The organism is Methylobacterium sp. J-030, from assembly GCF_022829545.1.
Taxonomy (GTDB): domain Bacteria; phylum Pseudomonadota; class Alphaproteobacteria; order Rhizobiales; family Beijerinckiaceae; genus Methylobacterium.
In genome coordinates, this window is the sequence record NZ_JAKSYM010000212.1 from 23,749 (window position 1) to 49,568 (window position 25,820).

Sequence of the window (25,820 nt, forward strand, 5' to 3'; positions counted from 1 at the left end):
CGCGTGATCGATCCGGACGCCTTCTTGGAGACCGAAGGCAGGCGCGTCTGGACGCTGGAGCGGAACGCCGAAGCGTGGCATCAGGCCTTCACGGTGCTGCGCGGAGGGTTGGAGGCCGGGACCGTGGAGCGGGTGGTCGTCGTCTGCGTCCTGCAGGGGGCGGGTAAGTCCACCTGGGTCGCCCAACGGGAGCCGGAGGCCGGCACGGTCCATTTCGACGCGGCGCTGCCTGGCGCCCGGCACCGCGCGCCGATCATCGCGCTCGCCCGATCCTGCAACATCCCCGTGGCGGCCGTCTGGATCCGGGCGCCGCTCGCCCTCGCGCTCGAACGGAATCGGCAGCGGCCGGCCGACCGGCGCGTCCCCGAGGCCAGCATCCACTCCGTCGACCGCCTGTTCGAGCCGCCGACGACCGACGAAGGTTTTGCCGCGGTCAGGATCGTCGAGGGCTGACGACGCCCGCCGGCCGCCGTCAGCTCCCGTAGCTCTGCACCAGCGAGCCCGCGACCAGCGTCCATCCATCGACCAGCACGAAGAAGATCAGCTTGAACGGCAGGGAGACCGTCGCGGGCGGCAGCATCATCATGCCGATCGCCATCAGCACCGAGGCGACCACGAGGTCGATGATCAGGAACGGGATGAACAGCAGGAAGCCGATCTCGAAGGCGCGCCGGAGCTCCGAGATCATGAAGGCCGGCGTCACGATCTCCAGGCCGACATCCTCGGGACCCTTCGGCGCCGGCACCTTGGCGAGGTCGAGGAACAGCTTGAGATCCTTCTCGCGGACGTTCTTCAGCATGAAGGTCTTGAACGGCGCCGAGGCGCGCTCGAAGGCCTGGGCCTGGGTGATCCGCCCGGCGATCAGGGGCTCGATCCCCGCGCTGTAGGCGGCGCGGCCGGTCGGGGCCATCACGAAGGCGGTCAGGAACAGGGCGAGGCTGACGAGCACCGCGGTCGGCGGCGCCGTCTGGGTGCCGAGCGCCGAGCGCAGGAGCGAGAGCACCACGACGATCCGGGTGAAGGCCGTGGCCATCACCAGCACCGAGGGGGCGACCGCCAGCACTGTGATCAGCGCGACGAGCTGGAGCGCCCGCTCGGTGGTGCCGCCGGCCCCGAGGTCGAGGGTGACGCTCTGGGCCAGGGCGGGCGAGATCGCGGGCGAGGCGACGAGCAGGAGGAGGGCCGGGATCGCCCTCAGGCCCAGACGCCGGAATCTGCGCTTCGGGACGCGGCAAGGCGGGGTGTCGGGCACGGCGGGAACCGGAGTCACGAGCGGTCGCAGGTCGGCGCGGCGGGGCGCACGCCCTCGCGGCGGGCTTCGAGGTTCTGCCAGACGAGGAGCGACGGCAGGCCGAGCACCACGTCGGGCACCCGGCGGGCGAGGGACAGGGCGATGGCGGTCCCGGCATCGATGCCGAACAGGCCGCAGACCAGCACCAGTCCGCCCTCCTGCACGCCGAGCCCGCTCGGGACCAGGAAGGCGGCGGCCTTGATCGCCTGGCTCAGCGCCTCGATCACCAGGATGTCGGTCAGGCCGACCCGGTCGACCCCGATGCAGGTCAGGACGATGAGAACCTCGGTCGCGCCGAGGAGCCACGCCAGCGCGTGCAGGGCGACGGACTGGGCGAGCCGGCCCCGACGCCCCGGCGCCCAGACTGCGTCCAGCGCGCCCTGGATGCGCTGGCCCGGCTCCGGCCGGGCCTCGGCCTCGCGCACGAAACGCCGGCCGAGGGCGGCGAGCCGGTCCTCGACGAGGCGCACGATCCCGGTCCGCTGCAGCGCGAAGAACGCCCCGACGGCGAGCGCCGCCACCGCCAGGGTGCGCAGTGTCCAGTCGGCGAGTTCGGCCGCCTCGGCGCCCTCGATCCGGGTCAGGAGGCCGGCCCCGAGGCCGGCGAACAGGGCGAGCGTGCCGACCTGGAACAGCAGATCGGCCAGCACGGAGGCGGCGGCGAGCGAGCCGGCGACGCCCCAGAAGGTGAGGAGCCGTGCGCCCAGCACCTCGCCGCCCACCGAGGCGACCGGCAGCAGGACGTTGATGCCCTCGCGCACGAAGCGCAGGATCAGGCAGGCCGAGGCGGGTGCCGGCGACAGCCCGTCGAGGATGCGCGCCCAGGCGATGCCGCACACCACCAGCACCAGCGCCCGCACCAGCGTCACGCCGACGAAGCCCGCGACGCCGATCCGGCCGAACGCCGTGGCCACGGCCTGGAGGTCGTTGGTCGCCACCAGCCAGACCGCGAAGCCGAGCCCGATCAGCGTGCCGAGCAGGGGCAGGCGGCGCACGAGGGCGCGGACGGCCCGGCGCTTCCCGGATTGGCGCGTCTCTGTCACGGTCGAAGCGTGCGCGTTACGCGTCGGGAGGCGGGCAAGAGCGGCGGCTCCAGGGTTGGGCCGGTCAGCGTGCCGGCGGCGATTCGTTTGGCGATACCGGCGCTAGTGCGGTATTGGGGCCGAATTCGGGGGATTGCCTGCGCGGCAGAACGGGGTCCAGCACGGCGGAGAGTGCATCCGCCGGCCCGGCCTCGGGGTCGAGCAGGATGATGCGCCCGCCCGCGAGGCTCGCGCCGGTGGCGACCGCGATCGCGTGCTTCGGGCACGGGCCGAGGCAGCCCGACTCGACGATGCAGAGCTTCCTCCGAGGACCGGCCGCGTCCCTGCTGGCCTGTTTCCCGGCCTTCTTCAGCAACGCGCGCACGGCGCGCGGGCGCAGGCCCTGCCGCTTGGCGCATTTGGAGCAGACGACCACGACCTCGGTGAGCTTGGTCTTGGCCGATCGGCTGGCCGACCGTCCGGAAGGGCGGCGCCCGGTGTCGCCCGTCGCGTTGTGTTCTGTCATCATCCGGAGATTCTACGGCGCCATACGGGCATTGCGCTACCTCGCCCGTCGCCGCGGGCCCCGGGGCCAAGCCCGAACGGGTTCGCGGACGCCATAAAAAGGGCCTAAAAGAACGGGATTCCGGAACCGCGTACGGGCCGCCTTTCGGCCGGCGCCGCCTAGGCGGAACCGGCGCAGACCCAGGAACAATGAGCGGATGAGCTTCGACGACGACGTCAAGGTCAAGGACGACACGCGCGAAGGCGAGATCGTGACCTTCGCTGCCGCGACGATGACCGAGCTGCGGCGGAGCGCCGAGACGATCCGGCCGGTTCCGGAGAAGCGGGGCGCCCAGGTCCTGGCCGCCGCGATTCGCCAGCGCCTGGACTGGACCCGTCTGCCGGGCCTGCGCCCGCGCCAGGAGGATACGTCAAGCTACGGGGCACGGATCGTCCGCCGCGTCAGCTTGTTCGTCCTGCTGCCGACCCTCGTGATCGGGCTGTACCTGTTCGGCTTCGCGTCGAACCAGTACGTCGCCGAGGCTCAGTTCACGGTCCGCGGCAACGTCGAGCCGATGGAGAACATCTCGCTCGGCCAGTATACGAGCTTAATTCAAAAGCATAACAGCCAGGACAGCTTCATCGTCCGCGACTACATCGGCAGCCAGACCTTGGTCGAATCGCTCGAGAAGAGCATCGGCCTGTCCAAGCTGTTCTCCCGCCCCGAGGCCGATTTCTGGTCGCGATACGATCCGAACAATCCGATCGAGGAGCTGACTAAGTACTGGCGCAAGCATGTCGAGGCGCATATCGACTCGATCTCGGGCGTGATCCGCCTGACGGTCCGGGCTTACACCCCCGAGGACGCCCTGACCATCGCCCGCGAGGTGGTGGCGCGCTCCGAGACGCTGATCAACACCATCTCGAAGCGTGCGCAGGCCGACATGGTGGTCCAGGCCGAGGCTGACGCCCAGACCGCGCAGGACCGCCTGCGCAAGGCGCATCTCGCCCTGCAGACCTTCCGCAATCAGTGGGGGGTGATCGACCCGGTCAAGTCCGCTGAGGGAACGCTGACGACCCTGACGCTGCTGCGCAAGGAAAAGCTCAAGGCCGAGAACGATTTGCAGGTGTTGCGCAGCTCGACCCTGGATGAGCGCTCGCGCTCGATCCAGACCCTCGTCGCCAACATCACCGCCATCGACCAGCAGATGAAGACGCTGCAGGACGAGATGACGAGCACCGGCGCCGCAGGCGGCACGAACCTGACCGAGGCCCTGCTCCAGTACGAGGGCCTGCTGGTCGAGCGGACCATCGCCGAGAAGCTCGAGGAATCCGCCCACATGCTGCTCGACCGAGCCCGGGTGGCGGCCGGCAAGCAGCATATCTTCCTGGCGACCTTCGTGCCGCCGGTCCTGCCGACGGACAGCCTGTATCCGGAGCGGGGACACACGCTGCTGGTGGCGTTTTTCTGCTTCTTCGTGATCTGGAGTTCGTCTTCGCTCCTGCTCGCGGGCATCCGCGACCAGAGGATGTAGGCGGCCACCACGCGGGCCTCTGGATCCCGCGCCGCGCGGTCTGTAGACGGGGCGGTCCGGCGATCCAGCCGCCCGGTGGAAGAGCGAAGTCTAACGGCCCATGTCGGATTTCTCCGATCTCGTTGCGAAGGCGATTCAGCCATCGATGAACCGGGAGGAGCGCGAGGCGGTCTACACCGTGGTCCGGCAGGCCGTGCTCCGCCTGCAGGAGCGGGAGGCGCTGCCCGCCAGCGACCCGCGCGTCGCGCTTCAGCGCCACCTCGTCGAGGAGACGATCCGTGACGTCGAGAGTGACGTCGCCCGCTATGCGTCGCTGCGCAAGCTCGAGTTGGCCTTCGCCGCCCAGAACGAGGCTGACCGGGCGGTGAAGTCCGGCCGGCGGTAGAACGCACGCGGCCGGGGCGAAGCCCGTCGCGCGTCGGAGCATCCTCATCCGCAGGCGGCGTTCGCCCGCATGCTGCCGGGCTCGGCCACGTCGAGGCCCGCCGAGACGTATTCGTTGAGCTTGTTGCGCAGGGTCCGGATCGAGATGCCGAGGATCTTGGCCGCGTGGGTGCGGTTGCCGAGGCAATGGTCCAGGGTGTCGAGGATCAGGTCGCATTCGACCTGCGCCACGGTCCGCCCCACAAGCCCGCGGGTGGCGGCCTCGGCGGCCTGCGCGGCGCGCATCGCCGGGCCCTCCGCGGCGATCGTGTCGCCCTCCGGCGACAGGATCGCCTCGGGACCGATCGCGTCGCCCGCGGCGAGCAGCACGGCCCGGTGCAGGGTGTTCTCCAACTCGCGCACGTTGCCGCGCCAGGGGTTCTTCAGCACCAGCGATCGCGCCTCGGCGGAGAGCGGACGAACCGGCACGCCGTTCACCGCGGCGTATTTCTTCGCGAAATGCGTGGCCAGTTCCAGAATGTCGGCCGGCCGCTCGCGGAGCGGCGGCAGCTTCAGCGCCACGACGTTGAGCCGGTAGAACAGGTCCTCGCGGAACGTGCCCTTGCGGACCTCCTCGGCGAGATTGCGGTTGGAGGTGGCGAGCACCCGGATGTCGACCCGCACCGGCGCGGTGCCGCCGACCCGGTCGATCACCCGCTCCTGAAGGGCGCGCAGCAGCTTCGCCTGCAGGCGCACATCCATCTCGGAGATCTCGTCCAGGAGCAGCGTGCCGCCATTGGCCTCCTCGAACCGGCCGATGCGCCGGGCGACCGCGCCGGTGAACGCCCCCTTCTCGTGGCCGAACAGCTCGGATTCGAGCAGGGCCTCGGGGATCGCCGCGCAGTTCACCGACACGAAGGGCTTGTTCGCCCGGCCGGATTTCTGGTGGACGTGGCGGGCCAGCACCTCCTTGCCGGTGCCGCTCTCGCCGGTGATCAGCACAGAGGCCTCCGAGCGGGCGACCTGCTCGGCAAGCTTGACCACCCGCTCCATCGACGGGTCGCGCCACACGAAGGCGGCGCGATCGGTGGCGACCGCCTCCAGCACCGCGGCGATCATCTCGGGATCCGGCGGGAGCGGGATATACTCCTTCGCACCGGCCCGGATCGCCGCGACCGCGGTCGAGGCGTCCGCCGAGACCCCGCAGGCGACCACGGGCGTGCGGATCCGCTCCGCCTCCAGCGCGACGACGAGATCGCGGATCGGCAGACCGACGTCGATCATGATGAGGTCGGCGCCGCGGGCGCGCAGGACGTTGAGGCCCTGCGGCACGGCATCCGCCTGCGTCACGGAGGCGCCGCGCTGCATGGCGATCTTCGAGGCGGTGATCAACTCGCCGTTGAGCCGCCCGATCATCAGGAGCCGCATGGTTCGTCCCTCTCAACTTCCCTGGCGCGGACAGCCCCCCGGCGTCCGCATCCCAAAACTCACGCGCCCGGCTTACTCGCCCGGCTTACTCGCCCTTGACGATCTCGGTCATCGTCACGCCGAGCCGGTCCTCGACCAGGACCACCTCGCCGCGGGCGACCAGCCGGTTGTTGACGAACACGTCGATCGCCTCGCCGACCTTGCGGTCGAGTTCGAGCACCGCGCCGGGCGCCATCCGGAGGAGGTCGCCGATCGGCATCCGGGCCGAACCCAGCACCGCCGAAACCATCACGGGCACGTCGAACAGCTGCTCCAGGTCGGCGGCAGATTTCGGCGTCGTCGGCGCGTCGCGGATCGACCCCCCGGCGTAATCCGGGTCCTGCTCGCCGAGCTGGGGCAGGCTGAAATCGTCGGACATCGGCATCGGGTTCCTTTACGGGTTCGTCGGCAGGCCGAGGGCATCGAGCACCGCCGCCTCGATGCGGGCGCGCTCGCGCACGATGCCGCCGTCGGCCCACTCGATGCGGGCGTCGCCCGCCGCCATGTCGGGGTCGCCCAGCACCACGAGCCGGCCCTCGTAACCGCGCTCGCGCGCGAGGCGCTTCATCAGGGCCTCGGCCTCCTCGACGAGGCCGTCGTGGACCCGGACCACAAGGTGGGGCACCCCGCGCAGGTGCTGGAGTGCGGCGCGCGCCGCCTCGCCGATGCCGGCCAGCGGGGCGGCGTCGAGGGCGTCGCCCGCGACCTTCCGGGCGATCAGCATCGCCACCTCGACGGCCTGCGCCTCGCGCTCGACGTCGCGGGCATCGGCCTGCGCGATGAGGCCCGCGGCGGCCAGCGCCAGCCGGTTCAGGGCGTCGGCGAGCCGGCCCTGGATCTGCGCCTCCGCCTGGATCCGGCCCTCCTGCAGGCCGCGTGCATGGGCCTCGGCCTCGGCGCGGGACGCGGCCTCGGCGGCGCGCTGCGCCTCGGCGCTGGGGCGACCGCTGCGGAAATCGGTCTCGAACAGGAACGGCTTCGCGCTCCGGGCGGCCTGGGCGCTCAATAGACCAGCTCCTCCTCGGCGCTATTCTTGGCGATCATGATCTCGCCCTTCTCGGCGAGGTCCTTGGCGATCTCGGTCATCTTGGCCTGCGCCTCGTCGACCTCCTTGAGGCGGACCGGGCCGAGGGAGGCCATCTCGTCCGTGAGGTTCTTGGCCGCGCGCGTCGACATCTGCTGCATGAAGAACGCCCGGGTCCGCTCGTTGCCGCCCTTGAGCGCCCGGCACAGGGTCTCGTTGTCGACCGAGCGCATCAGGGTCTGGACGCTGCCCGGATCGAGCTTCAGCAGATCCTCGAAGGTGAACATCAGCTCGCGGATGCGCTTGGCCGAGCCGCGGTTCGCCTGGTCGAGGGCCGCGAGGAAGCGCCCCTCCGTCTGCCGGTCGAAGGCGTTGAACACGTCGGCCATCATCTCGTGGGCGTCGCGGCGCTGGGTCTGCGCGATGGTCGAGACGAACTCGACCCGCAGCGTCTCCTCGATGTGGCGCAGGGCCTCCTTCTGGACCGTCTCCATGCGCAGCATCCGGTTGAGGCAGTCGATCGCGAAATCCTCGGGCAGGATGGTCAGCACCTTGGCGGCGTAGTCGGCCCGCACCCGCGACAGCACCACCGCCACGGTCTGCGGGTACTCGTTGCGCAGGAACGAGGCGAGGATCTCCGGATCGACCTGGGCGATCGAGGCCCAGACCCGCTTGCCGGACGCGCCCTTGATCTCCGCCATGATCAGCGAGACCTGATCGCTAGGGAAGATTTTCAGGAGCAGCGCCTCGGTCCGCTCGAAGTTCGACGAGATGCCGCCGCTGTTGCCGAGCTTGGTCACGAACTCGATGATCAGCTTGTCGACCGTGGCGACCTCCAGCGTGCCGAGCTGGACCATCGCGTGGCTGACCTTCTTGACCTCCTCCTCCTCCAGCATCTGCCAGATCGGGGCGCCTTCCTCCTCGCCGAGCATCAGCAGGAGCGCGGCGGCGCGCTGCGGGCCGGGCATCGCCGCGAAGGAACCGCCGCCCGCATTCGCCAGGGTGTTTGCCAGACCTGATGCCATGGATGCGCCCTCGATACCCTACGCGTCACTCTTCCTGGATCCAGCCGCGCAGGACCTCGACGGTCTCGGTCGGGCTCGCCCGGACCATGTCGACCACGCGCTGCACGGTTTCGGCCTGGACCTGGCCGTTGATCTTGGCGAACTCCATCAGCCGGGCGGTGGGGTTGTCCCGCTCGATCACTGTGATGGTCCCCGCGGGCGGTGCGACCGCCGCGGCGTCGGCCGCCCCGCCCATCCCCGGCCCGGCGAGCGACGGCGGGGCCGGAACCGGCGCCAGCACCTGCCGCACCAGCGGTCGCACCACCGTGAGCAGCACGATCAGGGTCAGGAGCGCCAGCACCGCGAGTTCGGCCATGCGCAGCACGTCCTCCTTGCTGGGGGCGAGCAGCGACTGGATCAGCGTCGGCTCGGTGAATTGCGGCACGCTCGGAGCCTCCGCGAAGCGCAGGTTCACCACCTCGATCTGGTCGCCGCGGGCCTTGTCGAAGCCGACCGCGCTTCGCACCAGGGCGGTGATCCGCTCGATCTCGGCGGGGGGTCGGGGGCTGTAGGTCTGCTTGCCGTCGGGCGCCGTCGCGTAGACGCCGTCGACCACCACGGCCACCGACAGGCGCTTGACCCGGCCGCCCTCGGCGACCTCGGTCTTGGTCACCCGGGAGATCTCGTAGTTCGTGGTCTCCTCGTTCTTGTTGGTGGCGTCCTTGGGGGCGGGCGCCTTGTCGCCGCCGTTGGCGCCGGGCAACTCGTTGCCGACGCTGACCTGCCCGTCGGCGTTGCTGGTCTGCGAGGATTCGGTTCGGGTCTGGGCCGAGCGGACGACCCGGCTCTCGGGATCGAAGGTCTCGGACCGGCTCTCGATCCGGTTGAGGTCGAGTTCCGCGTTGACCTGCACCCGGGCCCGGCCCGGCCCGACGATGCCGGCGACCACGTCCTCGATCTGGCCGCGCAGGCGCCGCTCCAGGCTGACCTGGCGGTCCTCGTAGCCGCCGGCGACGTCGGCCTCGGCGTCCCGGGCGCCGTCGGCGAGCAGCCGGCCGCGCTCGTCGACGATCGAGACCCGCTCGGGCTTCAGACCCTCCACCGCGGAGGCCACGAGGTGGCGGATCGCCCGGACCTGCCCGGCATCGAGGTCGCCCATCAGCTTCAGCACGATGGCGGCGCTCGGGTTCTCCCGGTCGCGCTCGAACAGGCGGCGCTCCGGCAGGACCAAATGGACGCGCGCCGCCTGAACCCGGCCGATCGCCCGGATCGAGCGGGCGAGCTCGCCCTCCAGGGCGCGCAGGTGGTTCACGTTCTGCACGAAGTTGGTGGATGAGAACGCGTCGCCCTTGTCGAAGATCTCGTAGCCGACGCCGCCTTGGGTCGGCAGGCCCTTGCCGGCGAGGTCCATGCGCAGCTTGGCGAGGTCGGCCCGGGGGGCCAGGATCGTCTGGCCCGTCTCGCCCCGGGTCTCGTAGCGGATGCCGCGGCTGTCGAGATCGCGCACGACCGAGGCCGAATCCTGCATCGACAGGTCCGAGAACAGCACGCCCATGTCGGGGCGCGAGACCCGCAGGATGATGAAGGCGAAGAATCCGATCAGCGTCAGCGTCACCGCCGCCATGGCGGCGATGCGGGCCGGTCCGAGCTTCGTGACGAGATCGAGGACCGGCTTCACGGGCGGGTTCGCTGCACTCTGAACGCGATGCGGGCCCTGACGGCTCGCCCGGCAGAATTTGCCCAGGACGTGGTTAGCGGGCCGTTAATGCCGGACCCCGCCGTGCGCGGCGGGCTCCGAAACGCCGCGAAGCCGCGCCCGGGACCGGGACGCGGCTTCGCTGGACATCCCAGTCGGTCGGCGCGGGCGGGACACCCCATTCCCGGTGCCGCCGCGGCTCAGTGCCGATAATGCTGGATCCGCGTGGTCCGCAGTCCGGCGAGCCCGTGCTGGTCGATCGAGAACTGCCAGCTCAGGAATTCCTCGGTGGTCAGGGTGTAGCGCTTGCAGGCCTCCTCCAGGCTCAGGAGGCCGCCGCGGACCGCGGCCACCACTTCAGCCTTGCGGCGGATCACCCAGCGGCGCGTGCTCGGGGGGGGCAGGTCCGCGATGGTCAGGGGACTGCCATCGGGCCCGATCACGTACTTTACTCTCGGGCGGCTAGGTTCGGTCATGATACGCTCTACACTCGACTGACCTGTCGAGCCTCGAAGGTACTTGCGCCCGCTTAAGAGATGTTGAAGCGAGTCACTCGGATGTGATTCGTTAAGCCCCACTTGTGGACAACCCGATCGTCTGAACGCTGGACAGCGGCACTTTCTGCCCGCCGATCAGCAGGACCGGCGAAGATCCGGTGAGATCGACTTCGTCGACCGTCCCCGACAGGCTGGTATCGACCGCGACTGTGGATCCGGTGGCATCCGTGGCCGAGACCTTGATCGAGTAGGCCCCGTCCGGCGCCGTCAGCCCGGCCGAGGTCTTGCCGTTCCACGTGTAGGTCTGGGCACCCGCGGCGAGCGAGGTGGTCTGGGTCGCCACAACGTTGCTGTTGGAATCGAGGATCGTGATCACCGCCTTCGAGGCGGCGCGGGACGGCGTGAGTGTCCAGGCGGCCGAGCCGTCGGAGAGCTGCGAGGCGGTCCCGCTCGCCGTGATGGTCTTGCCGATGTAGCTCGTCGCCGTGGCCGAACTCGCCGACTGCGAGGCGGTCAGGATGCTGTCGAGCCGGTCGTTGGTCTTGAGCTGCTGCTCGACGCCGGCGAACTGCACGAGCTGCTGCGTGAACTGGTTGGTGTCCATCGGGTCGAGGGGGTTCTGGTTCTTGAGCTGCGTGGTGAGCAGCGTCAGGAACTGGGTGAAGTTGCTGGCGATCTCGGTCGCGTTCGCGCCGCTCGACGCCGAGCTGGAGCTGGAGGTGGATGCCGTGCTGGCGAGGCTCGATATGCCGCTGGTCATGCTGGTCTCTCCCGTGCCGCGCCCGGGGCGCGGGCGCACGATGGTTGCGTGTCGTCCGGCGAGGGGCCGCCGCGCCTAGATCCTGATGTCGAGGCCGCCATAGCCGCGCAGCCACCGGGTCGGGGCGATCTCCTGCGGGGCCTCGGCCTGATCCCGCGTCCAGCCGGCGGCCCCGCCCTGGGGTGAGCCGCCCTGCGGGTTGTTGCCGCCGCCCCCGGTCTGCGCGCTGCCGTCGCCGCGCAGCGACAGGTTGAGGCCGCCGGACGATGGATCGAGGCCGGCCTGCGTGAGGGCCTGCTGAAGCTGGTTCGCGTCGCGCTGGAGCATCGCCAGGGTCTCCGGCCGATCGACCACGAGGTGCGTCGTGACCGTCCCGCGCGCCTTGTCGATCTCGAGCTTGACGTCGACCCGCCCGAGTTCGACGGGGTCGAGCCGGATCTGGAAGGCGTTGGATCCGTTCAGCGAGCGCAGGCCGATCGCCATCGGCACCTGCCCGATCGGGATCGGCGGCGTCGTCTGGGCGGTCGCCGTCGTCTCGGCGGTGGCAGCCTGCGCGGTACCGGCCGTTCCGGTGGATGCGGCCGGCGCCGTGAGCGATCCGCCTGGATTGGCCAGGCCTGCCCCCTGCGGCGCAGCGCCGGGCGGGCCGGCGGCAGTCTGGCCCGCGGCCTGACCGGCATCGACCAGAGCCGCCAGAAAATCCTTGCCGGGACCGGACGCGGCAGCGGTCGGGTCGCCGGTGCCGATCTGGGCGGCCTCCACCGGGCCGGCACTCGGATTGGCCGGCTCGGACCGGACTGCGCCGGTCGACGCCTTCGCGCCGAGGGCGGCCCCGGAGATCCCCGTCGCCTCCGGGCCCCGCGCCGCGTCGGTCGTGCCCGTGCCGGAGGGCGTCGGCCCTGATGCCGCCGACCCCGCTAGGGCGGCTCCGGCGCCGGCCGGGAGCGTGCCCGCGACGCTCTTATCACTTGCCGCCGCCGGATCCTGAGCCGGTTCCTGACCTTTGGTGGCAGCGGCGCCCGCCGCCGCGCCGCCCGACAGCGCGGCGAGCAGGCTCAGCAGCGTGGCGGCGGGATCGGGATGCGCGGCTTGCGGCGGGGGATTGGGTTGGGCCGCCTGCGCTGCCGGCTCGGCCTGGGCGGAGGTGTCGGCGTTCGCGGCCGGCGCGTCGGCCGCCGGATCCTGCGCGGGCGTGCCGGTCGTCGCGACCTTCGACACGGGTTCGTCCTGCGCGCGCGCTTCGGACGGCGCGCCCGTCGCCGTAGCCGGTGCCTCCGGGCGCGGATCGGACGGTGCCCGCGGCTCCTCGTCGCGCGGGACGGCCGTTTGCGCCGTGGCACCGGTCGTCGCGCCGGTTGCAGCGCTCCTCGGCTGGGTTTCAGCCGAACGCCGGTCCACAGCCCGGGCCTCGGCCTGTGCGGCCGCATCCCGGTCGCGCTCCAAAGCCGACCGGGAGTCGCTGGCCTCCGCGCGCTGCGTCGCCTGTCGCGCCCGGGCCGCGTCGGCGGAGTCGCGCTGGCTGGTCGCTCGAGCCTGTGCAGCCGCAGCATCGTCCCGGGTCCGGGCAGCGTCGAGGGCCGCGCCGAACCGGTCCTGCGCGGAGGTGCCGGTCCGCGCGGCGATCCCCGCCGCGTCCCAGCCCGTCCGCGTGGATGGAGTCCACGCGGTCACATCCAGCCGATCCGTTGCACCGCTTGCCATTCCGGGCTCCCCTCGCAGGGCGTACAGCAAGGCGCACGCCAACGATCCGCCGCGGCAAGCCACTGACGATGTTGAGAATTCACAGCGGCCGATGCGCCGGCATCCGGCCGAAGCTGCCGCCCGCCCGGCAGGTTCTGCCGAGCTGCCGCAGCCCCGCAATCCGTTCGCCCTGGAAAGCCGGCCGGACTCCCGCTATAGACGCCCCGTGCAGCCGGGAAGCTTCCGGGCCGGCGGCTGCGGATCCTCGTGATGAACGCCCTCGATCTCCCCAAAGCCCCCCACGAGACGCGCGTCGTCGTTGCCATGTCGGGCGGCGTCGATTCCTCCGTGGTGGCCGGGCTCCTGAAGCGCCAGGGCTTCGACGTGGTCGGCGTCACGCTCCAGCTCTACGACCATGGCGCGGCGAGCCACCGCAAGGGCGCCTGCTGCGCCGGCCAGGACATCCACGACGCGCGGGCCGCGGCCGAGCATCTCGGCATCCCGCACTACGTACTCGATTACGAGGACCGGTTCCGCGACGAAGTCATCGAGAAATTCGCCGAGAGCTACCTCGCCGGCGAGACGCCGATCCCCTGCGTCGAGTGCAACCGCACGGTAAAGTTCCGCGACCTCCTGGGCCTCGCCCGGGACCTGGACGCCGACGCGCTCGCCACCGGGCATTATGTGGCCAGCCGTGCGCTGCCGGGCGGCGGGCGGGCGCTGCACCGCGCCCTCGATCCCGCCCGGGACCAGAGTTATTTCCTGTATGCGACCACCGCCGCGCAGCTGGATTTCCTGCGCTTCCCGCTCGGCGAGATGGAGAAGACCGAGACCCGCGCCCTGGCGAAGGAACTCGGCCTGTCGCTCGCCGAGAAGCCGGACAGCCAGGACATCTGCTTCGTGCCCCAGGGCCGCTACAGCGACGTGATCGCCCGCCTGCGCCCCGACGCCGCGCGGCCCGGCGAGATCGTCGACCTCGCGGGCCAGGTCGTCGGGCGGCACGCGGGCATCGTACACTACACGGTCGGCCAGCGCCGGGGCCTCGGCCTGTCGGGGCCGGAGCCGCTCTACGTGGTGCGGCTGGAGCCCGAGGCTGCCCGCGTGGTGGTCGGCCCACGTACGGCGCTCGCCACGACCCGTATCCGCCTCGCGGAGCTGAACTGGCTGGGCGAAGGTCCGGCCGAGGCCGTGCGCGATCTCCCCGTGGCGGTCCGCGTCCGCTCGACCCGGCCGCCGCGCCCCGCGACCCTCACGATTGGGCCGGACGGTGCCGCCGAGGTGGTGCTCGCCGAGCCCGAGGACGGCGTGTCGCCGGGGCAGGCTTGTGCGATCTACGCGGATGACGGCCCCCGGGCGCGGGTGCTCGGCGGCGGCACCATCCGGCGCGTCGACGCGTTGTCGGCCCGGCCCCGCGAGGCCGCCTGATCTCAACCTCTGGAACCTTCGAACGATGCTGAGCGAGCCGCAGACGGCCGGGCCGAGCACGGCCCTGATGCGCAAGGCCTATGCCCGCTGGGCCCCCGTCTACGACGTGGTCTACGACAAGCTCACCGAGCCCGCCGCCCGCGCCGCTGTCGAGGCCGCGGCCGAATACGGGCCGCGGATCCTGGAGGCCGGCGTCGGCACCGGGCTGGCGCTCGGCTACTACCCCAAGGCCAGCTTCGTCTGCGGCGTCGATCTTTCGGAAGACATGCTCAAGCGCGCCCGCGCCAAGGTCCGGCGCCGGAGCCTGTCGCACGTGAAGGGCCTCCAGGTGATGGATGTCTGCCACCTGGGTTATGCCGACGCGAGCTTCGACGCCGTGGTGGCGCAGTTCCTGATCACCCTGGTGCCCGATCCCGAGGCCGCGATGTCGGAGTTCCTGCGGGTGGTGCGGCCCGGCGGCGGCATCGTGCTGGCCAACCATTTCGGCCAGAGCGACGGCCCGGTCGCCCGGGTCGAGGAGATCGTGGCGCCGCTCTGCACCAAGATCGGCTGGTCGTCGGACTTCAAGGCGACGCGGATCGAGGCTTGGGCCCGGCGCAACGGCGTCGAGGTGATCGGGCTGAAGCCGACCTTCCCGGGCGGGTTCTTCAAGATTCTGCGGATGCGTAAGGCCGGGTGAGCGAGGCCGCGCCCGCCGCCGGAGGTCCCCGCGCGGGCCGCTGGACGCGCGTCCGGCGCTGGCTGCCGCTCGTGCTGCTGCTTGGCATCTCGGGCGCGGTGCTGGTCTCGGGCGCGGCGCAGATCTTGAGCCTCGACCGCCTGCTCGCCTCCCGGGCCTGGCTGCGCGGCTTCGTCGAGGCGGACTACATCCGCGCACTGGTCTCGGCCTACTGCCTCTATGTCTGGGCCGTGGTCGTGTCGGTGCCCGCCTCGCTGATCCTGACCATGATCTGCGGCTTCCTGTTCGGGATCGTGCCGGGGGCGCTCACGGCGGTCTGCGCCGCCACCACGGGGGCGGCGATCGTGTTCGCTATCGGCCGCGGCCCCGGCGCCGACCTGCTCCGCCGGATCGGCGGCACTCGCCTCGCGGGCCTTGCCGAGGGGTTTCGCCGGGACGCCTTCGGCTACATCGCGGTGCTGCGGCTGATCCCGCTGTTCCCGTTCTGGGTGACCAACCTCGCGCCCGCCGCCTTCGGGGTGAAGATGCGGGTGTTCGTGCTCGCGACCTTCCTGGGACTCCTGCCCGGCGCCTTCGTGTACGCCACCACGGGGGCGGGAATCGAGGATGTGGTCGCCGCCCACGAGGCCGCACGCGCGGCCTGCCTGGCTACGGACGGGGCGGCCTGCGACCGCGCTCTGACCCTGCGGGACCTCGTGACGCCCAGGATGGTGGCGGGGCTCGCGATGCTGGCGGTTTTCGCCCTGATCACCATGCTCTTAAGCCGGCGGGCGCGGCGGGCCCGAGAGACATGATCCGATAGCGGGCGCGTTTTCCCGTGTCTCGAGGCACATGCAACCGCTTGCGGGCCGCACCATTATAGTGCTCACGGCCAAGAGGCTGTATGGCCTGCAGAACCGTGGCTTGCGAACATGTCCCCCGCCAAGGCCGGAACCGGCTCGAGCATCCCTCTCCCGGTCGAGCCGCATCCGCGATGCTCGCGCGGAGCGTGACCGGCATGGCGCTCGAATCCGATACTGCCGTCGCGGCCTCTGCACGGCCCGTATCCGCGCCGGCCCGCGACGGGCTCGACCGGCGCAGGACGCGGCTCGGATTGTCCGGCCGGCTGTTCCTCGTCACCGTGGCCTTCGTGGTGGTGGCCGAGGTGCTGACCTACGTGCCGGCGGTGGCCAATTACCGGATTGAGTGGATGTCCGACCGGCTGGCGGCCGCGCAGGTCGCCGCCCTGGTCCTCGACGGCCGGACGAGCGAGCCGGTCTCGGAGGCGCTGGAGAGCCGGCTGCTCGCCGGCGTCAACGCCCGGGCCATCGCGGTGCGCGGCGGCGGCACGCAGCGCCTGCTCGCCATCGAGGCGGTGCCGGAAAGCGTCGCCGATACAGTCGACCTCGGCGACGTCACGGCCTTGTCGGCGATCCGCGGGGCGTGGCGTACCCTGGTGACCCCGACGCGGGAGCCGATCCGTGTGATCGGTCAGGGCGGCGGCGGCTTCGACCGGGTCGAGATCCTGCTCGACGAGGCGCCGCTCCGGTCCGCCATGATCGATTATGCGCTCCGGCTGCTGGTCTCCTCGCTGATCATCGCGGCCTCGGCGGCGGGGTTGGTCTTCGTGGTGCTGCAGGTCCTGATCGTGCGCCCGGTGCGGCGGCTGGTGACCAGCATCACGGCCTTCGCGGACGATCCGGAGGATGCGGGCCGGATCATCGCGCCGTCCCGCCGCAGCGACGAGATCGGGCAGGCGGAACTCGCGCTCGGGCGGATGCAGCGCAGCCTCGCCGACCAGCTCCGCCAGAAGCGGCGGCTGGCCGAGCTGGGGCTCGCCGTCAGCAAGATCAGCCACGAACTGCGCAACCTCCTCACCGGCGCGCAGCTGCTCGGCGACCGCCTCGAAGGCACCGCGGATCCGACGGTGCAGCGCGTCGCGCCCCGTCTCGTGGGCACGCTCGCCCGCGCGATCCGCTTCTGCGAGGCGACGCTCGCCTATGGCCGGGTGACCGAGCGGGCGCCGCGTCTCACCCGCACGCCGCTGGCGCCGATCTTCGCGGAGCTTCCGGACCTCGCCGCCCTGTCGGCCCATCCCGTCGCCGTGCAGGCGGCGGCAGGTGACCTCTGCGTCCAGGCCGATGCGGAGCAGCTCGGCCGCGCGCTCGCCAACCTCGTGCGCAACGCCGTGCAGGCGCTTGACGGGGCCAAGGTCACCGACGCCGCGGTGCGCGTCGACGCCACCCGTGAGGAGCCGGGCCGGGTGACGATCCTGATCGCCGACAACGGCCCCGGCCTGCCGACGCGCGCCCGGGAAAACCTGTTCGCGCCCTTCGCGGGCTCGACGCGCTCCGGCGGCACCGGGCTCGGCCTGCCGATCGCCGCCGAGCTGATCGGGATCAACGGCGGGACGCTGACCCTCGACGCATGTGAGGGCGGCGCGCGGTTCCGGATCGTGCTGCCCGAGGGCTGAGGGTCGGCGCTTTCAAGGAGTCGGGCCGAGCGCGCGGCATGCGATCGGTGCCCCCTTTCCCGGACAGGTGGAGCGACGCGGAACCTGATCCGGGAACCAGCACGAAAGGCGCCGCGCCAGCGGCACAGGTTGGTCCAGATCGACGCTTCGCGACGTCGTGTGCTGGATCCCGGGGCACATTCCGCTGACGCTCCATGGGCCCGGGAAAAGGGCAGGGCAGACTGAGTTGACGCCGCGTCTTGATCTTAGCCCAACACCTCGAAACGGCTGAGCTGAAGCCTTACTCCGCCGCCGCCAGGACCGGCTCGGCGACGCGGATGCCGAGATCGGCCAGCAGGGCCGCATCCGCATCCGCCTCGGCGTTCGCCGTCGTGAGCAGCCGCTCGCCGTAGAAGATCGAGTTCGCCCCGGCGAGGAAGCACAGGGCCTGGGCTTCCCGGCTGAGCGCACGTCGGCCCGCGCTGAGCCGGACCCGGGCCCGGGGCATCACGATGCGGGCGGTCGCGCACATGCGCACCATGTCGAACGGGTCGATCGCCTGAGCCGTGTCGCCCAGCGGCGTGCCGGCCACCGCCGCCAGCGCGTTGATCGGCACGCTCTCCGGGTGCGGCGCGTGATTGGCCAGAACCTGCAGCATCGCCACGCGGTCGCTCGGCTCCTCGCCTAGGCCGATGATGCCGCCGCAGCAGACGCCGATTCCCGCGGCGCGCACGCGGTCCAGCGTGTTCAGCCGGTCCTCGTAGGTCCGGGTCGAGACGATCTTGTCGTAGTAGTCCGGCCCGGTATCGAGGTTGTGGTTGTAGGCCGTGAGGCCGGCCTCGGCGAGGCGCTCGGCCTGGCTGTCCGTCAGCATGCCGAGCGTGACGCAGGCCTCCATGCCGAGGCCGCGCACGCCGCGCACCATGGCGAGCACGGCATCGAAGTCCGGCCCGTCCTTGGGGTTGCGCCACGCCGCGCCCATGCAGAACCGGGTCGCGCCGGAGGCCTTGGCGGCGGCGGCTTCGGCCAGGACGGTCTCCACCGGCATCAGGCGCTGGCGCGCGAGGCCGGTCTCCTTGTGGTGGGCCGATTGCGAGCAGTAGCCGCAATCCTCCGGGCAGCCGCCGGTCTTGATCGACAGCAGGCTCGCCCGCTGGACATCGGCCGGGTCGTTGTAGGCCCGGTGCACCGTGGCCGCCCGATGCACCAGATCGAGCAGCGGCAGGTCGTGGATCGCCTGGATCTCGGCCACGGCCCAATCGTGGCGGATGTCCTGCGGGTGCGGGTCGGCAGTGTGGCTCATGATTCCTTTGAGTGGGATCGGCGCGGAAAAATCAAGCGCCTCGCTCAGTCGGTCGGCGCTCCGGCCGAGACCTTGGCGGTCCAGTCGTCGAAGGCGATGACCGTCTGGCGCTGCTCGCCCAGGCGCTCGATCCGCAGCACCATCTCGTCGCCGGCCTTCAGGTAGCGCGGTGGCTTCATGCCGAGGCCGACGCCGGGCGGGGTGCCGGTGGTGATCACGTCGCCGGGCTCCAGCAGCATGAAGTGCGACGCGTAGGCCACGAGTTGGGGCACGTCGAAGATCATCGTGGCGGTGGAGCCGGTCTGGCGGCGCTCGCCGTTCACGTCGAGGCTCATGGCGAGGTTCTTCAGGTCGGGGATCTCGTCGAGGGTGACGAGCCACGGGCCCAATGGTCCGAAGGTCGGCGCGCTCTTGCCCTTGGTCCAGGTCGGCCCCCGGTTCATCTGCCACTCTCGCTCGGAGACATCGTTGCAGATGCAGGCGCCCGCCACGTAGCTCAGCGCCTCGTTGGCGTGGACGTAGCTGGCGCGCCGGCCGATCACCACGGCGAGTTCCACCTCCCAATCGGTGCTATGGGAGCCCTTCGGGATGATCACGGTGTCGTTCGGGCCGCACAGGCTCGACGGCGCCTTGTTGAAGATGATCGGCTCGGCGGGGATCGGCGAGCCGGTCTCGGCGGCATGGTCGGCGAAGTTGAGGCCGATCGCCACCACGTTGCGGGTGCCGCCCACGCAGGGGCCGAGCCGCACGTCCGGCTGCAGCTTCGGCAGGGTCTCGGGATCCAGGGCGCGCAGCCGCGCCAGCGATTCGGGCGCCAGTGCCGGACCGGCGATGTCCCGCACCACGCCCGAGAGATCGCGCAAGCCCCCGTTCGCGTCCACGAGGCCGGGCTTCTCGTCGCCGCTCGGGCCGTGCCGGAAGAGCTTCATCGCCGCGCTCCTAAATCCTACCCTCGTACCGGTCTCTGCCGATCGCCGGGACCATGGCCGGGTGCCGGTCTTGGCGCAAGCGCGGATGACTGGGAAACCGGGGCCGGCGGGTGTCGCATCCGTGCAACAGATTGGCGAGAAAGTGCTCATCGCCTTGGTGTTTGATCTATTATTCCTAGCGCGGAAGCTCTTGCGTAAATCCGCGTCCAGCCTTCGATAGACGGTAATCGAGCTGATATTTGATACAAATATTGGCGCCGTTAGTAAGCTTTACTGTACTTCAAGGTCAGGCCTTGGATGCAGATTATCGTTGCGCTCCTGCCCCCGAAACCTGCAGCATGCACGAAACGGCGCCGCATTACCGGTCTCGGATAAGCGCCGGGCGGGGCTGAACGGCTTGGGGGATTCGATGGGTGGGACGGTGCGCGCGGCGATGCTCGCGGCGACGGCGATGATTCTCGGCGCCGGGGCGGCGCATGCGGGCGCGTTCGGCATCCGGGAGCAGAGCACCGAGGCGCAGGGGCTCGCCTTTGCGGGCGCGGCGGCGGGTTCGGGCGGCGTCTCGTCGATCTTCTGGAATCCCGCCACGATCACCATGAATCCGGGCTTCGTAGCGGAGCAGAACTTCACCTTCATCGGTCTGTCCTCCGAGATCCGGCCGGCGCCGGGCACGAACCCGGGCTTCGCCCGCCTCGGCGGCTCCGGCGACATCGGCCAGGGCGCCGTGGTGCCGGCGGGGGCGACCGCCTACCAGATCAACGACCGGCTCTGGCTCGGCCTCTCGACCGGCGCGCCCTTCGGCCTCGTGACCAAGCCGCGGCAGGTCTGGGCCGGCGAGGTCTACGGCCGCTCGTCGCGGATCTTCTCGCTGGCCTTCAATCCGGTCATCGGTTTCAAGGTCAACGAGTGGCTCTCGGTCGCCGCCGGCCCGAACATCGAGTATTTCCGCCTGACCCTGCGGCAGGCGCTGCCGATCCCCGGCATCCTGCCGACGGTCTATCCGAGTTCCTTCCTCAAGGGTGAGTCCTGGGGCGCGGGCTTCACGGCGGGCGCCACGATCACGCCGCGCGACGGGACCGTGCTGGGTATCGGCTACCGCTCCTCGGTGCATCACGACATCGACGGCTCGATCGGCGTTCCGCTGGTCGCCCTGGCGCCGCTCGCCGGGCAGGTCCGCTCGAAGCTCAACACCCCCGACAAGCTCAGCGTCGGCCTGACCCAGGCGATCTCGCCGGTGGCCCGGGTCGATCTCGGCTTCGAGTGGGACAACTGGTCGAGGCTCGGCAATATCGGCATCGTGTCGAAGACGCTCGGGCTGCCGGTCAATTCGCTGCCGCTCAACTACAAGGATGGCTACACCTACTCGATCGGTGCCGAGTACGACGCGGCGCCGAACCTGACCTTGCGCACCGGATTCGCCTACGAGACCTCGCCGATCGACTTCTCGAACCGCTCGGTCCGCCTGCCGGACGGCGACCGCTACAACGTCTCGGTCGGCGCCAGCTACCGCTGGAGCCAGCAACTGACGCTGAACGTCGCCTACTCGCACTTCTTCCTGGACCGCTCGCGGATCCTCGCCGGGATCGGGCGCGACTACAACGTCGGCAACATCGCCTTCGCGGGGGTGGTCGATTCGAGCGCCAACATCGTCTCGGTGGGCTTCCGCTACGTGTTCGGCGCCCCGCCGGCCCCGGCGCCGGCGCCGCTGGTGCGGAAGTATTGAGTCCGTCTCTGGTTCAACGCTTCGCTGCCGCCGTCTTTGCACGCGCAGCGAAGCAGTCCAGGGCGGCGCCACGCTGACCGATGTCGCGCTGCCCTGGGTCCTTCGCTTCGCGCGTGATGAGGGAGTGGCTCCGCGCTCGTCGCGGCGGATCACGAACCGATCTTTGGGCAGATGGCGCTCAGGCGCGCATCCGCACATAGGTCCCGGGTGCCGGCCCCAGGGATTGCAGGGCATCGCCGCCGGGCTTGCGCGCCGGGACGCGCTCGGGCGCCTGCGCCTCGATCCACTGGAACCAATAGGGCCACCACGAGCCCTTGGTTTCCGCCGCGGCCGCGATCCAGGATTCCAGCGTCCCCTTCACCGGGCCGCCGGTCCAGTAGCCGTATTTCGGCTTCGACGGCGGGTTGATCACCCCTGCTATGTGGCCCGAGCCCGCGAGAACGTAATCGACCTTGCCGCCGAACGTCTTCGAGCCCTCGAACACCGAGAGCGCCGGAGCGATGTGGTCCTCGCGGGTGGCGAGGTTGAAGATCGGGATCTGCACCTTCTTGAGGTCGAGGCGGACGTTGCCCAACACCATCCGGCCCTGCGCCAGCGTGTTCTCGAGGTAGCAGTTGCGCAGGTAGAAGGAATGGTTCGCCGCCGGCATCCGGGTGGCGTCGGAGTTCCAGTACAGCAGGTCGAAGGATGTCGGAGCCTTGCCCTTGATGTAGTTGTTGACGACGTAAGGCCAGATCAGGTCGTTCGGCCGGAGCATGTTGAAGGCGTTGGCCATCTGGGAACCGTCCAGGTAGCCGATCTCGGCCATGCGCGCCTCGACCTGGCGGATCTGCCCCTCGTCGGCGAAGACCTTCAGGTCGCCGGCATGGGTGAAGTCGACCTGGGTGGTGAGCAGCGTGGCGCTCTTGATCCGCCGGTTGCCGGTGGCGGCCTGCATGGCGAGCGTGACGGAGAGCAGCGTGCCGCCGACGCAGTAGCCGGCCGCCGTCACCTCGTTCTCGCCGGTGGCGGCGCCGATCGCGTCGATGGCGGCCTCGATCCCCTCGCGCATGTAGGACTCGAAGTCCTTGTCGGCGTGGCGCGAATCCGGGTTGACCCAGGAGATGCAGAACACCGTCAGCCCCTGATCGACCATCCACTTCAGGAAGCTCTTCTGGGGATTGAGATCGAGGATGTAGAACTTGTTGATCCAGGGCGGCACCATGAGGAACGGGCGGCGCAGCACCGTCTCGGTGCTGGGGGCGTACTGGATCAGCTCGATCAGGTCGTTGCGGAACACCACCTCGCCCGGGGTGACCGCCACGTTCTTGCCGACCTCGAAGCCGCTGGGATCGGTCTGGCGCACGCGCAACTGGCCGCCGCCGGCCTCCAGGTCCTCCTCGTACATCTTGAGGCCGCGGACCAGATTGGCGCCGTTCTCCTGCAGGGTGTGGCGGATCAGTTCCGGGTTGGTCGGCAGGAAGTTCGAAGGGGAGAGCATGCTGGTGAGCTGGCGCAGGTAGAACTGCGCCTTGTGGCGCGTATGCGCGTCGAGCCCCTCGGCCTCGTCGACCAGCCCCTCGGCCCAGCGGGTGGCGAGCAGGTAGGCCTGCTTGATGAAGTCGAAATACGGGTTGGTCGACCAATCCGCGTGGGCGAAGCGCGCGTCACGCGGCTCGGGCAGCGCCACGGGATCGGCCGGCTGGCCTTGGAGGCGCAGGAAGGTCGAGCCCCACAGCGACAGGAACGCCTGGGACAGGCGGGCCTGCGCGTCCGCGCTCTTGTTCGGATCGGCGAGCCACGTCTCGGCCACCTGCTGGAGGACCTTGGCGGCCTCGTTCATCTCGCCGCCGGGGGCGCCCGGCTGGGCGTCCGGCTGGAGCAGGCGGCCGACATTGCGGCCCATCGCCTCCACGAACTGCCCGGCGTTGCGCGACAGCGCCTCGAAATCCGGCAGGGGCGGGCTGACGCCGGTCGGCATCGCGCCGTTGGCGACAGGGGTCGATGGGCTGGTCCGGTCCGGCGCCTGAGGGCTGGTCAAACGTGCCTCCCTGTGAGTTCTTCCGTCGACCCGGGCGGGGGCCTCGTTTCCGACAAAATAAGGAGCGAGCCAGAGTTTTCGCCAGTGCGCTCACCGACGCGACCGAAACATCCGGCCGATCTTCTCATGCCCACCCGTCTTCTCATGGACATGTGACTATGGATCGATCCGTTTCGAACCCTGTCGTCTGCGTTCAACGCATCAGCCGGCTCTCCGGCTTCATCCGTGCGGTGATTCTTGTCGCCCTCGCCAGTTCGCTCGCAGCCTGCTCCGGCGACGTCGTGCGTTCGCTCGCCTCCGACGCGGGCTACGCGCCGCGGGTCGTCGCGGCGCCGGATTTCGTGACCGAATCCCGCAGCAAGGCGCAGCAGGACTACATGCCGGTCGGCGTCGATGCGCCGAAGCGCCCGGTCCGGGCCAAGTCCGTCACCGGGCAGAAGGCGCTGGAGGCGGAGCTGGAGAGCGCCCGGGGCCGCAACGAGACCCGCGGCCGCGCCGCCGCAAGCGCTGGGAAGGGCGCTGCGGCGACGATCAAGCCGGCCCCGGCGCCCCCGCAATAGCCACAGCCACGGTTTTGTGGGTCGGCGGCGGCCCACAAGTCTGCTAGAGTCGGTGGCTCGCGCGACCGGCACAGATGAGAGACGCCAGCACTGGGGCGCGCCGATGGACAGGCCCATGACCGACTTTCACCGCATCAAGCGATTGCCGCCCTACGTCTTCGAGCAGGTCAACCGGATCAAGGCCGCCGCCCGGGCGCAGGGCGCCGACATCATCGATCTCGGCATGGGCAACCCGGATCTCGACGCCCCGAAGCACGTCATCGCCAAGCTGTGCGAGACCGCCGGGCGCCCGCGCACCGACCGCTACTCGGCCTCCAAGGGCATCGCCGGGCTGCGCAAGGCCCAGGCCGGCTACTATCAGCGCCGCTTCGGCGTGAGCCTGAACCCCGATACGCAGGTCGTGGCGACGCTCGGCTCCAAGGAGGGCTTCGCCAACATGGCCCAGGCGATCACCGCCCCGGGCGACGTCGTGCTGGTGCCGAATCCGAGCTACCCGATCCACGCCTTCGGCTTCCTGATGGCGGGCGGCGTGATCCGCTCCGTGCCGGCCGAGCCGACCCCGGCCATGTTCCCGGCGCTGGAGCGCGCCATGCGCCACTCGATCCCGAAGCCCGTGGCCCTGGTGGTCTGCTACCCGTCGAACCCCACGGCCTACGTGGCGAGCCTCGACTTCTACCGGGACCTCGTCGCCTTCGCGAAGCAGCATGAGCTGATCCTGCTGTCGGACCTCGCCTACGCGGAGGTCTATTTCGACGGCAACCCGCCGCCCTCCGTGCTGCAGGTGCCGGGCGCGATCGACTGCACGGTGGAGTTCACCTCGCTCTCGAAGACCTACTCGATGGCAGGCTGGCGCATGGGGTTCGCGGTCGGCAACGAGCGGCTGCTCGCGGCGCTCACCCGGGTGAAATCCTACCTCGATTACGGCGCCTTCACGCCGATCCAGGTCGCCGCCACCGCGGCCCTCAACGGGCCGGACGATTGCATCCACGAGATGCGCAGCATCTACAAAAAGCGCCGCGACGCGCTGGTGGAATCCTTCGGCAAGGCCGGCTGGACCATCCCGGCGCCCGCCGCCTCGATGTTCGCCTGGGTGCCGATCCCGGAACGCTACCGGGAGCTGGGCAGCCTCGAATTCTCGAAGCTGCTGCTGGAGAAATCTGACGTGGCGGTGGCGCCCGGCATCGGCTTCGGCGAGTTCGGCGACGAGTACGTGCGCATCGCACTGGTGGAGAACGAGCAGCGCATCCGCCAAGCCGCCCGCAACGTGCGCCGGTTCTTCGACGGCGCCGACAAGACCCTGCACAACGTCGTGCCGATGGCCCGGGCCGGGTAGGGCGCAGGTCCGGACGGACGCGGCGGTTCGGGGCTGCCCGAGCCGCCCCGATCACCGAACGCGGTGCCGGCCTACGAAGCGCTGCCGGAAACCTCGGCCCGTGGGATCCTCAGGCCCGCGAACCGCGGCGTGAGCGCCTCCGCCGCGCGGTCACGGATCGAAACCGCCGCCTGTGCGCGGCCGCCGGCCGCACCGGTCCGAGCCGCCGGGGCGGTCGCCCGCGCGGCAAGCCCGTCGGCCCGGCTGGCGATCGAGGCGAGCAGGGCGCTCCTGTCGGATATGACGGTCGCGGGCCGCGCCGCCCACATCTCGGCCAAGCCATCCGCGAAAACCTGCGCGGCGGCCGCGACCTCGCTCCTGAAATCCGCCGCCGGAACGCCCGGAGCGAAGTCTCTTCGTCTGGCGCCGCTGGCCGTCGACGATGCGAATCCGTCGATCATCAGCGCGGCGAGGGACGATCTCATGGCGATGGTTCCAGGCTGTTGAGTGTCAGGGCACGGCATTGCTTAAGGAGATGAGGGTTAAGAAAGCCCAAAGCGCTGTTTTTAATCCTGAGTTGTACCAGTCGTTGCTG

Annotated in this window: 25 protein-coding genes; 10 read left to right on the forward strand and 15 right to left on the reverse strand. The window is 70.4% G+C overall.

Going from position 1 to position 25,820, the window contains the following annotated elements:
- Positions 1 to 3 precede the first annotated feature (3 nt).
- Positions 4 to 453, forward strand: a complete 450-nt coding sequence (locus tag MKK75_RS14320) for an AAA family ATPase (protein WP_244043224.1) — start codon at positions 4 to 6, stop codon at positions 451 to 453.
- 19 nt (positions 454 to 472) lie between these two features.
- Here the strand turns inward: MKK75_RS14320 and fliP are convergent, their stop codons facing one another.
- The 3 genes from fliP to MKK75_RS14335 form a co-directional block, all read right to left on the reverse strand.
- Positions 473 to 1,270 carry a flagellar type III secretion system pore protein FliP gene (gene fliP / locus MKK75_RS14325; protein ID WP_409567569.1) on the reverse strand — a complete coding sequence of 266 codons (798 nt, stop codon included), beginning with the start codon at positions 1,268 to 1,270 and terminating at the stop codon, positions 473 to 475.
- Positions 1,267 to 2,334: a lysylphosphatidylglycerol synthase domain-containing protein gene (locus tag MKK75_RS14330; protein ID WP_244043225.1), complete on the reverse strand. Its 1,068-nt coding sequence runs from the start codon at positions 2,332 to 2,334 to the stop codon at positions 1,267 to 1,269. Before MKK75_RS14330 ends, fliP begins: the two co-directional genes overlap by 4 nt.
- 64 nt (positions 2,335 to 2,398) lie before the next feature.
- Positions 2,399 to 2,842, reverse strand: a complete 444-nt coding sequence (locus MKK75_RS14335) for a hypothetical protein (RefSeq protein WP_244043226.1) — start codon at positions 2,840 to 2,842, stop codon at positions 2,399 to 2,401.
- A 193-nt stretch (positions 2,843 to 3,035) separates the two neighbouring features.
- Between MKK75_RS14335 and MKK75_RS14340 the strand changes: the two genes are divergently transcribed.
- Positions 3,036 to 4,352 (forward strand): capsule biosynthesis protein, encoded by a 1,317-nt coding sequence (locus MKK75_RS14340; protein ID WP_244043227.1) that lies wholly within the window; start codon positions 3,036 to 3,038, stop codon positions 4,350 to 4,352.
- Positions 4,353 to 4,452: 100 nt separating this feature from the next.
- Positions 4,453 to 4,737 carry a hypothetical protein gene (locus MKK75_RS14345; RefSeq protein ID WP_244043228.1) on the forward strand — a complete coding sequence of 95 codons (285 nt, stop codon included), beginning with the start codon at positions 4,453 to 4,455 and terminating at the stop codon, positions 4,735 to 4,737.
- A gap of 44 nt (positions 4,738 to 4,781) precedes the next feature.
- Here the strand turns inward: MKK75_RS14345 and MKK75_RS14350 are convergent, their stop codons facing one another.
- The 8 genes from MKK75_RS14350 to MKK75_RS14385 all read right to left on the reverse strand — a co-directional run bounded on the left by MKK75_RS14350 (position 4,782) and on the right by MKK75_RS14385 (position 12,834).
- Positions 4,782 to 6,143, reverse strand: a complete 1,362-nt coding sequence (locus tag MKK75_RS14350; RefSeq protein ID WP_244043229.1) for a sigma-54-dependent transcriptional regulator — start codon at positions 6,141 to 6,143, stop codon at positions 4,782 to 4,784.
- Between the two features lie 85 nt (positions 6,144 to 6,228).
- Positions 6,229 to 6,561 (reverse strand): flagellar motor switch protein FliN, encoded by a 333-nt coding sequence (gene fliN, locus MKK75_RS14355; protein ID WP_244043230.1) that lies wholly within the window; start codon positions 6,559 to 6,561, stop codon positions 6,229 to 6,231.
- A 15-nt stretch (positions 6,562 to 6,576) separates the two neighbouring features.
- Entirely contained in the window at positions 6,577 to 7,188 is a 612-nt protein-coding gene (locus MKK75_RS14360) for a FliH/SctL family protein (RefSeq protein WP_244043231.1), read from the reverse strand.
- Positions 7,185 to 8,231 carry a flagellar motor switch protein FliG gene (locus tag MKK75_RS14365; protein WP_244043232.1) on the reverse strand — a complete coding sequence of 349 codons (1,047 nt, stop codon included), beginning with the start codon at positions 8,229 to 8,231 and terminating at the stop codon, positions 7,185 to 7,187. Before MKK75_RS14365 ends, MKK75_RS14360 begins: the two co-directional genes overlap by 4 nt.
- Positions 8,232 to 8,256: 25 nt before the next feature.
- Positions 8,257 to 9,888 carry a flagellar basal-body MS-ring/collar protein FliF gene (fliF, locus tag MKK75_RS14370; protein WP_244043233.1) on the reverse strand — a complete coding sequence of 544 codons (1,632 nt, stop codon included), beginning with the start codon at positions 9,886 to 9,888 and terminating at the stop codon, positions 8,257 to 8,259.
- A 218-nt stretch (positions 9,889 to 10,106) separates the two neighbouring features.
- On the reverse strand, positions 10,107 to 10,382 hold the full coding sequence (locus tag MKK75_RS14375) for a DUF1153 domain-containing protein (protein ID WP_007569077.1): 276 nt from the start codon (positions 10,380 to 10,382) through the stop codon (positions 10,107 to 10,109).
- 91 nt (positions 10,383 to 10,473) lie between these two features.
- Complete coding sequence (locus tag MKK75_RS14380; protein WP_244043234.1) at positions 10,474 to 11,163, reverse strand: flagellar hook assembly protein FlgD; 690 nt, start codon at positions 11,161 to 11,163, stop codon at positions 10,474 to 10,476.
- A 75-nt stretch (positions 11,164 to 11,238) separates the two neighbouring features.
- On the reverse strand, positions 11,239 to 12,834 hold the full coding sequence (locus MKK75_RS14385; protein ID WP_244043235.1) for a flagellar hook-length control protein FliK: 1,596 nt from the start codon (positions 12,832 to 12,834) through the stop codon (positions 11,239 to 11,241).
- Positions 12,835 to 13,113: 279 nt separating this feature from the next.
- Between MKK75_RS14385 and mnmA the strand changes: the two genes are divergently transcribed.
- The 4 genes from mnmA to MKK75_RS14405 all read left to right on the forward strand — a co-directional run bounded on the left by mnmA (position 13,114) and on the right by MKK75_RS14405 (position 17,399).
- Complete coding sequence (gene mnmA / locus MKK75_RS14390; RefSeq protein WP_244043236.1) at positions 13,114 to 14,268, forward strand: tRNA 2-thiouridine(34) synthase MnmA; 1,155 nt, start codon at positions 13,114 to 13,116, stop codon at positions 14,266 to 14,268.
- A gap of 25 nt (positions 14,269 to 14,293) precedes the next feature.
- Entirely contained in the window at positions 14,294 to 14,947 is a 654-nt protein-coding gene (locus tag MKK75_RS14395; RefSeq protein ID WP_244043237.1) for a class I SAM-dependent methyltransferase, read from the forward strand.
- Positions 14,944 to 15,741 carry a TVP38/TMEM64 family protein gene (locus tag MKK75_RS14400; protein ID WP_244043238.1) on the forward strand — a complete coding sequence of 266 codons (798 nt, stop codon included), beginning with the start codon at positions 14,944 to 14,946 and terminating at the stop codon, positions 15,739 to 15,741. Before MKK75_RS14395 ends, MKK75_RS14400 begins: the two co-directional genes overlap by 4 nt.
- A gap of 179 nt (positions 15,742 to 15,920) precedes the next feature.
- Positions 15,921 to 17,399 carry a sensor histidine kinase gene (locus MKK75_RS14405; RefSeq protein WP_244043239.1) on the forward strand — a complete coding sequence of 493 codons (1,479 nt, stop codon included), beginning with the start codon at positions 15,921 to 15,923 and terminating at the stop codon, positions 17,397 to 17,399.
- 280 nt (positions 17,400 to 17,679) lie between these two features.
- Here the strand turns inward: MKK75_RS14405 and bioB are convergent, their stop codons facing one another.
- Both bioB and MKK75_RS14415 read right to left on the reverse strand, forming a co-directional pair.
- Complete coding sequence (bioB, locus tag MKK75_RS14410; RefSeq protein ID WP_244043240.1) at positions 17,680 to 18,681, reverse strand: biotin synthase BioB; 1,002 nt, start codon at positions 18,679 to 18,681, stop codon at positions 17,680 to 17,682.
- A 44-nt stretch (positions 18,682 to 18,725) separates the two neighbouring features.
- The gene (locus MKK75_RS14415) at positions 18,726 to 19,610 is read right to left on the reverse strand and encodes a fumarylacetoacetate hydrolase family protein (protein WP_244043241.1); all 885 of its coding nucleotides are present in this window, start codon (positions 19,608 to 19,610) and stop codon (positions 18,726 to 18,728) included.
- A 409-nt stretch (positions 19,611 to 20,019) separates the two neighbouring features.
- Here MKK75_RS14415 and MKK75_RS14420 point away from each other — a divergent pair, with 409 nt between their 5' ends.
- Positions 20,020 to 21,333 carry an OmpP1/FadL family transporter gene (locus tag MKK75_RS14420; RefSeq protein WP_244043242.1) on the forward strand — a complete coding sequence of 438 codons (1,314 nt, stop codon included), beginning with the start codon at positions 20,020 to 20,022 and terminating at the stop codon, positions 21,331 to 21,333.
- A 178-nt stretch (positions 21,334 to 21,511) separates the two neighbouring features.
- Here the strand turns inward: MKK75_RS14420 and MKK75_RS14425 are convergent, their stop codons facing one another.
- Positions 21,512 to 23,353, reverse strand: coding sequence for a PHA/PHB synthase family protein (locus MKK75_RS14425; protein ID WP_409567570.1), 1,842 nt, complete (start codon positions 23,351 to 23,353; stop codon positions 21,512 to 21,514).
- Positions 23,354 to 23,511: 158 nt separating this feature from the next.
- Here MKK75_RS14425 and MKK75_RS14430 point away from each other — a divergent pair, with 158 nt between their 5' ends.
- A complete protein-coding gene (locus MKK75_RS14430) occupies positions 23,512 to 23,913 on the forward strand; it encodes a hypothetical protein (protein ID WP_244043243.1) in 402 nt (133 codons plus the stop codon).
- Positions 23,914 to 24,028: 115 nt separating this feature from the next.
- Positions 24,029 to 25,246 carry an LL-diaminopimelate aminotransferase gene (locus MKK75_RS14435; RefSeq protein ID WP_244043244.1) on the forward strand — a complete coding sequence of 406 codons (1,218 nt, stop codon included), beginning with the start codon at positions 24,029 to 24,031 and terminating at the stop codon, positions 25,244 to 25,246.
- Between the two features lie 71 nt (positions 25,247 to 25,317).
- On the opposite strand, the gene MKK75_RS14440 is transcribed toward MKK75_RS14435, so the two are convergent.
- Positions 25,318 to 25,710, reverse strand: coding sequence for a hypothetical protein (locus MKK75_RS14440; protein WP_244043245.1), 393 nt, complete (start codon positions 25,708 to 25,710; stop codon positions 25,318 to 25,320).
- Positions 25,711 to 25,820 lie beyond the last annotated feature (110 nt).

Coding starts and splice junctions, on each gene's coding strand:
- MKK75_RS14335 (WP_244043226.1), bottom strand. CDS start 2,842: ATGATGACAGAACACAACGCGACGGGCGACACCGGGCGCCGCCCTTCC.
- MKK75_RS14340 (WP_244043227.1), top strand. CDS start 3,036: ATGAGCTTCGACGACGACGTCAAGGTCAAGGACGACACGCGCGAAGGC.
- MKK75_RS14345 (WP_244043228.1), top strand. CDS start 4,453: ATGTCGGATTTCTCCGATCTCGTTGCGAAGGCGATTCAGCCATCGATG.
- MKK75_RS14350 (WP_244043229.1), bottom strand. CDS start 6,143: ATGCGGCTCCTGATGATCGGGCGGCTCAACGGCGAGTTGATCACCGCC.
- fliN (WP_244043230.1), bottom strand. CDS start 6,561: ATGTCCGACGATTTCAGCCTGCCCCAGCTCGGCGAGCAGGACCCGGAT.
- MKK75_RS14365 (WP_244043232.1), bottom strand. CDS start 8,231: ATGGCATCAGGTCTGGCAAACACCCTGGCGAATGCGGGCGGCGGTTCC.
- MKK75_RS14375 (WP_007569077.1), bottom strand. CDS start 10,382: ATGACCGAACCTAGCCGCCCGAGAGTAAAGTACGTGATCGGGCCCGAT.
- MKK75_RS14380 (WP_244043234.1), bottom strand. CDS start 11,163: ATGACCAGCGGCATATCGAGCCTCGCCAGCACGGCATCCACCTCCAGC.
- mnmA (WP_244043236.1), top strand. CDS start 13,114: ATGAACGCCCTCGATCTCCCCAAAGCCCCCCACGAGACGCGCGTCGTC.
- MKK75_RS14395 (WP_244043237.1), top strand. CDS start 14,294: ATGCTGAGCGAGCCGCAGACGGCCGGGCCGAGCACGGCCCTGATGCGC.
- MKK75_RS14405 (WP_244043239.1), top strand. CDS start 15,921: ATGCTCGCGCGGAGCGTGACCGGCATGGCGCTCGAATCCGATACTGCC.
- bioB (WP_244043240.1), bottom strand. CDS start 18,681: ATGAGCCACACTGCCGACCCGCACCCGCAGGACATCCGCCACGATTGG.
- MKK75_RS14415 (WP_244043241.1), bottom strand. CDS start 19,610: ATGAAGCTCTTCCGGCACGGCCCGAGCGGCGACGAGAAGCCCGGCCTC.
- MKK75_RS14420 (WP_244043242.1), top strand. CDS start 20,020: ATGGGTGGGACGGTGCGCGCGGCGATGCTCGCGGCGACGGCGATGATT.
- MKK75_RS14430 (WP_244043243.1), top strand. CDS start 23,512: ATGGATCGATCCGTTTCGAACCCTGTCGTCTGCGTTCAACGCATCAGC.
- MKK75_RS14435 (WP_244043244.1), top strand. CDS start 24,029: ATGACCGACTTTCACCGCATCAAGCGATTGCCGCCCTACGTCTTCGAG.
- MKK75_RS14440 (WP_244043245.1), bottom strand. CDS start 25,710: ATGAGATCGTCCCTCGCCGCGCTGATGATCGACGGATTCGCATCGTCG.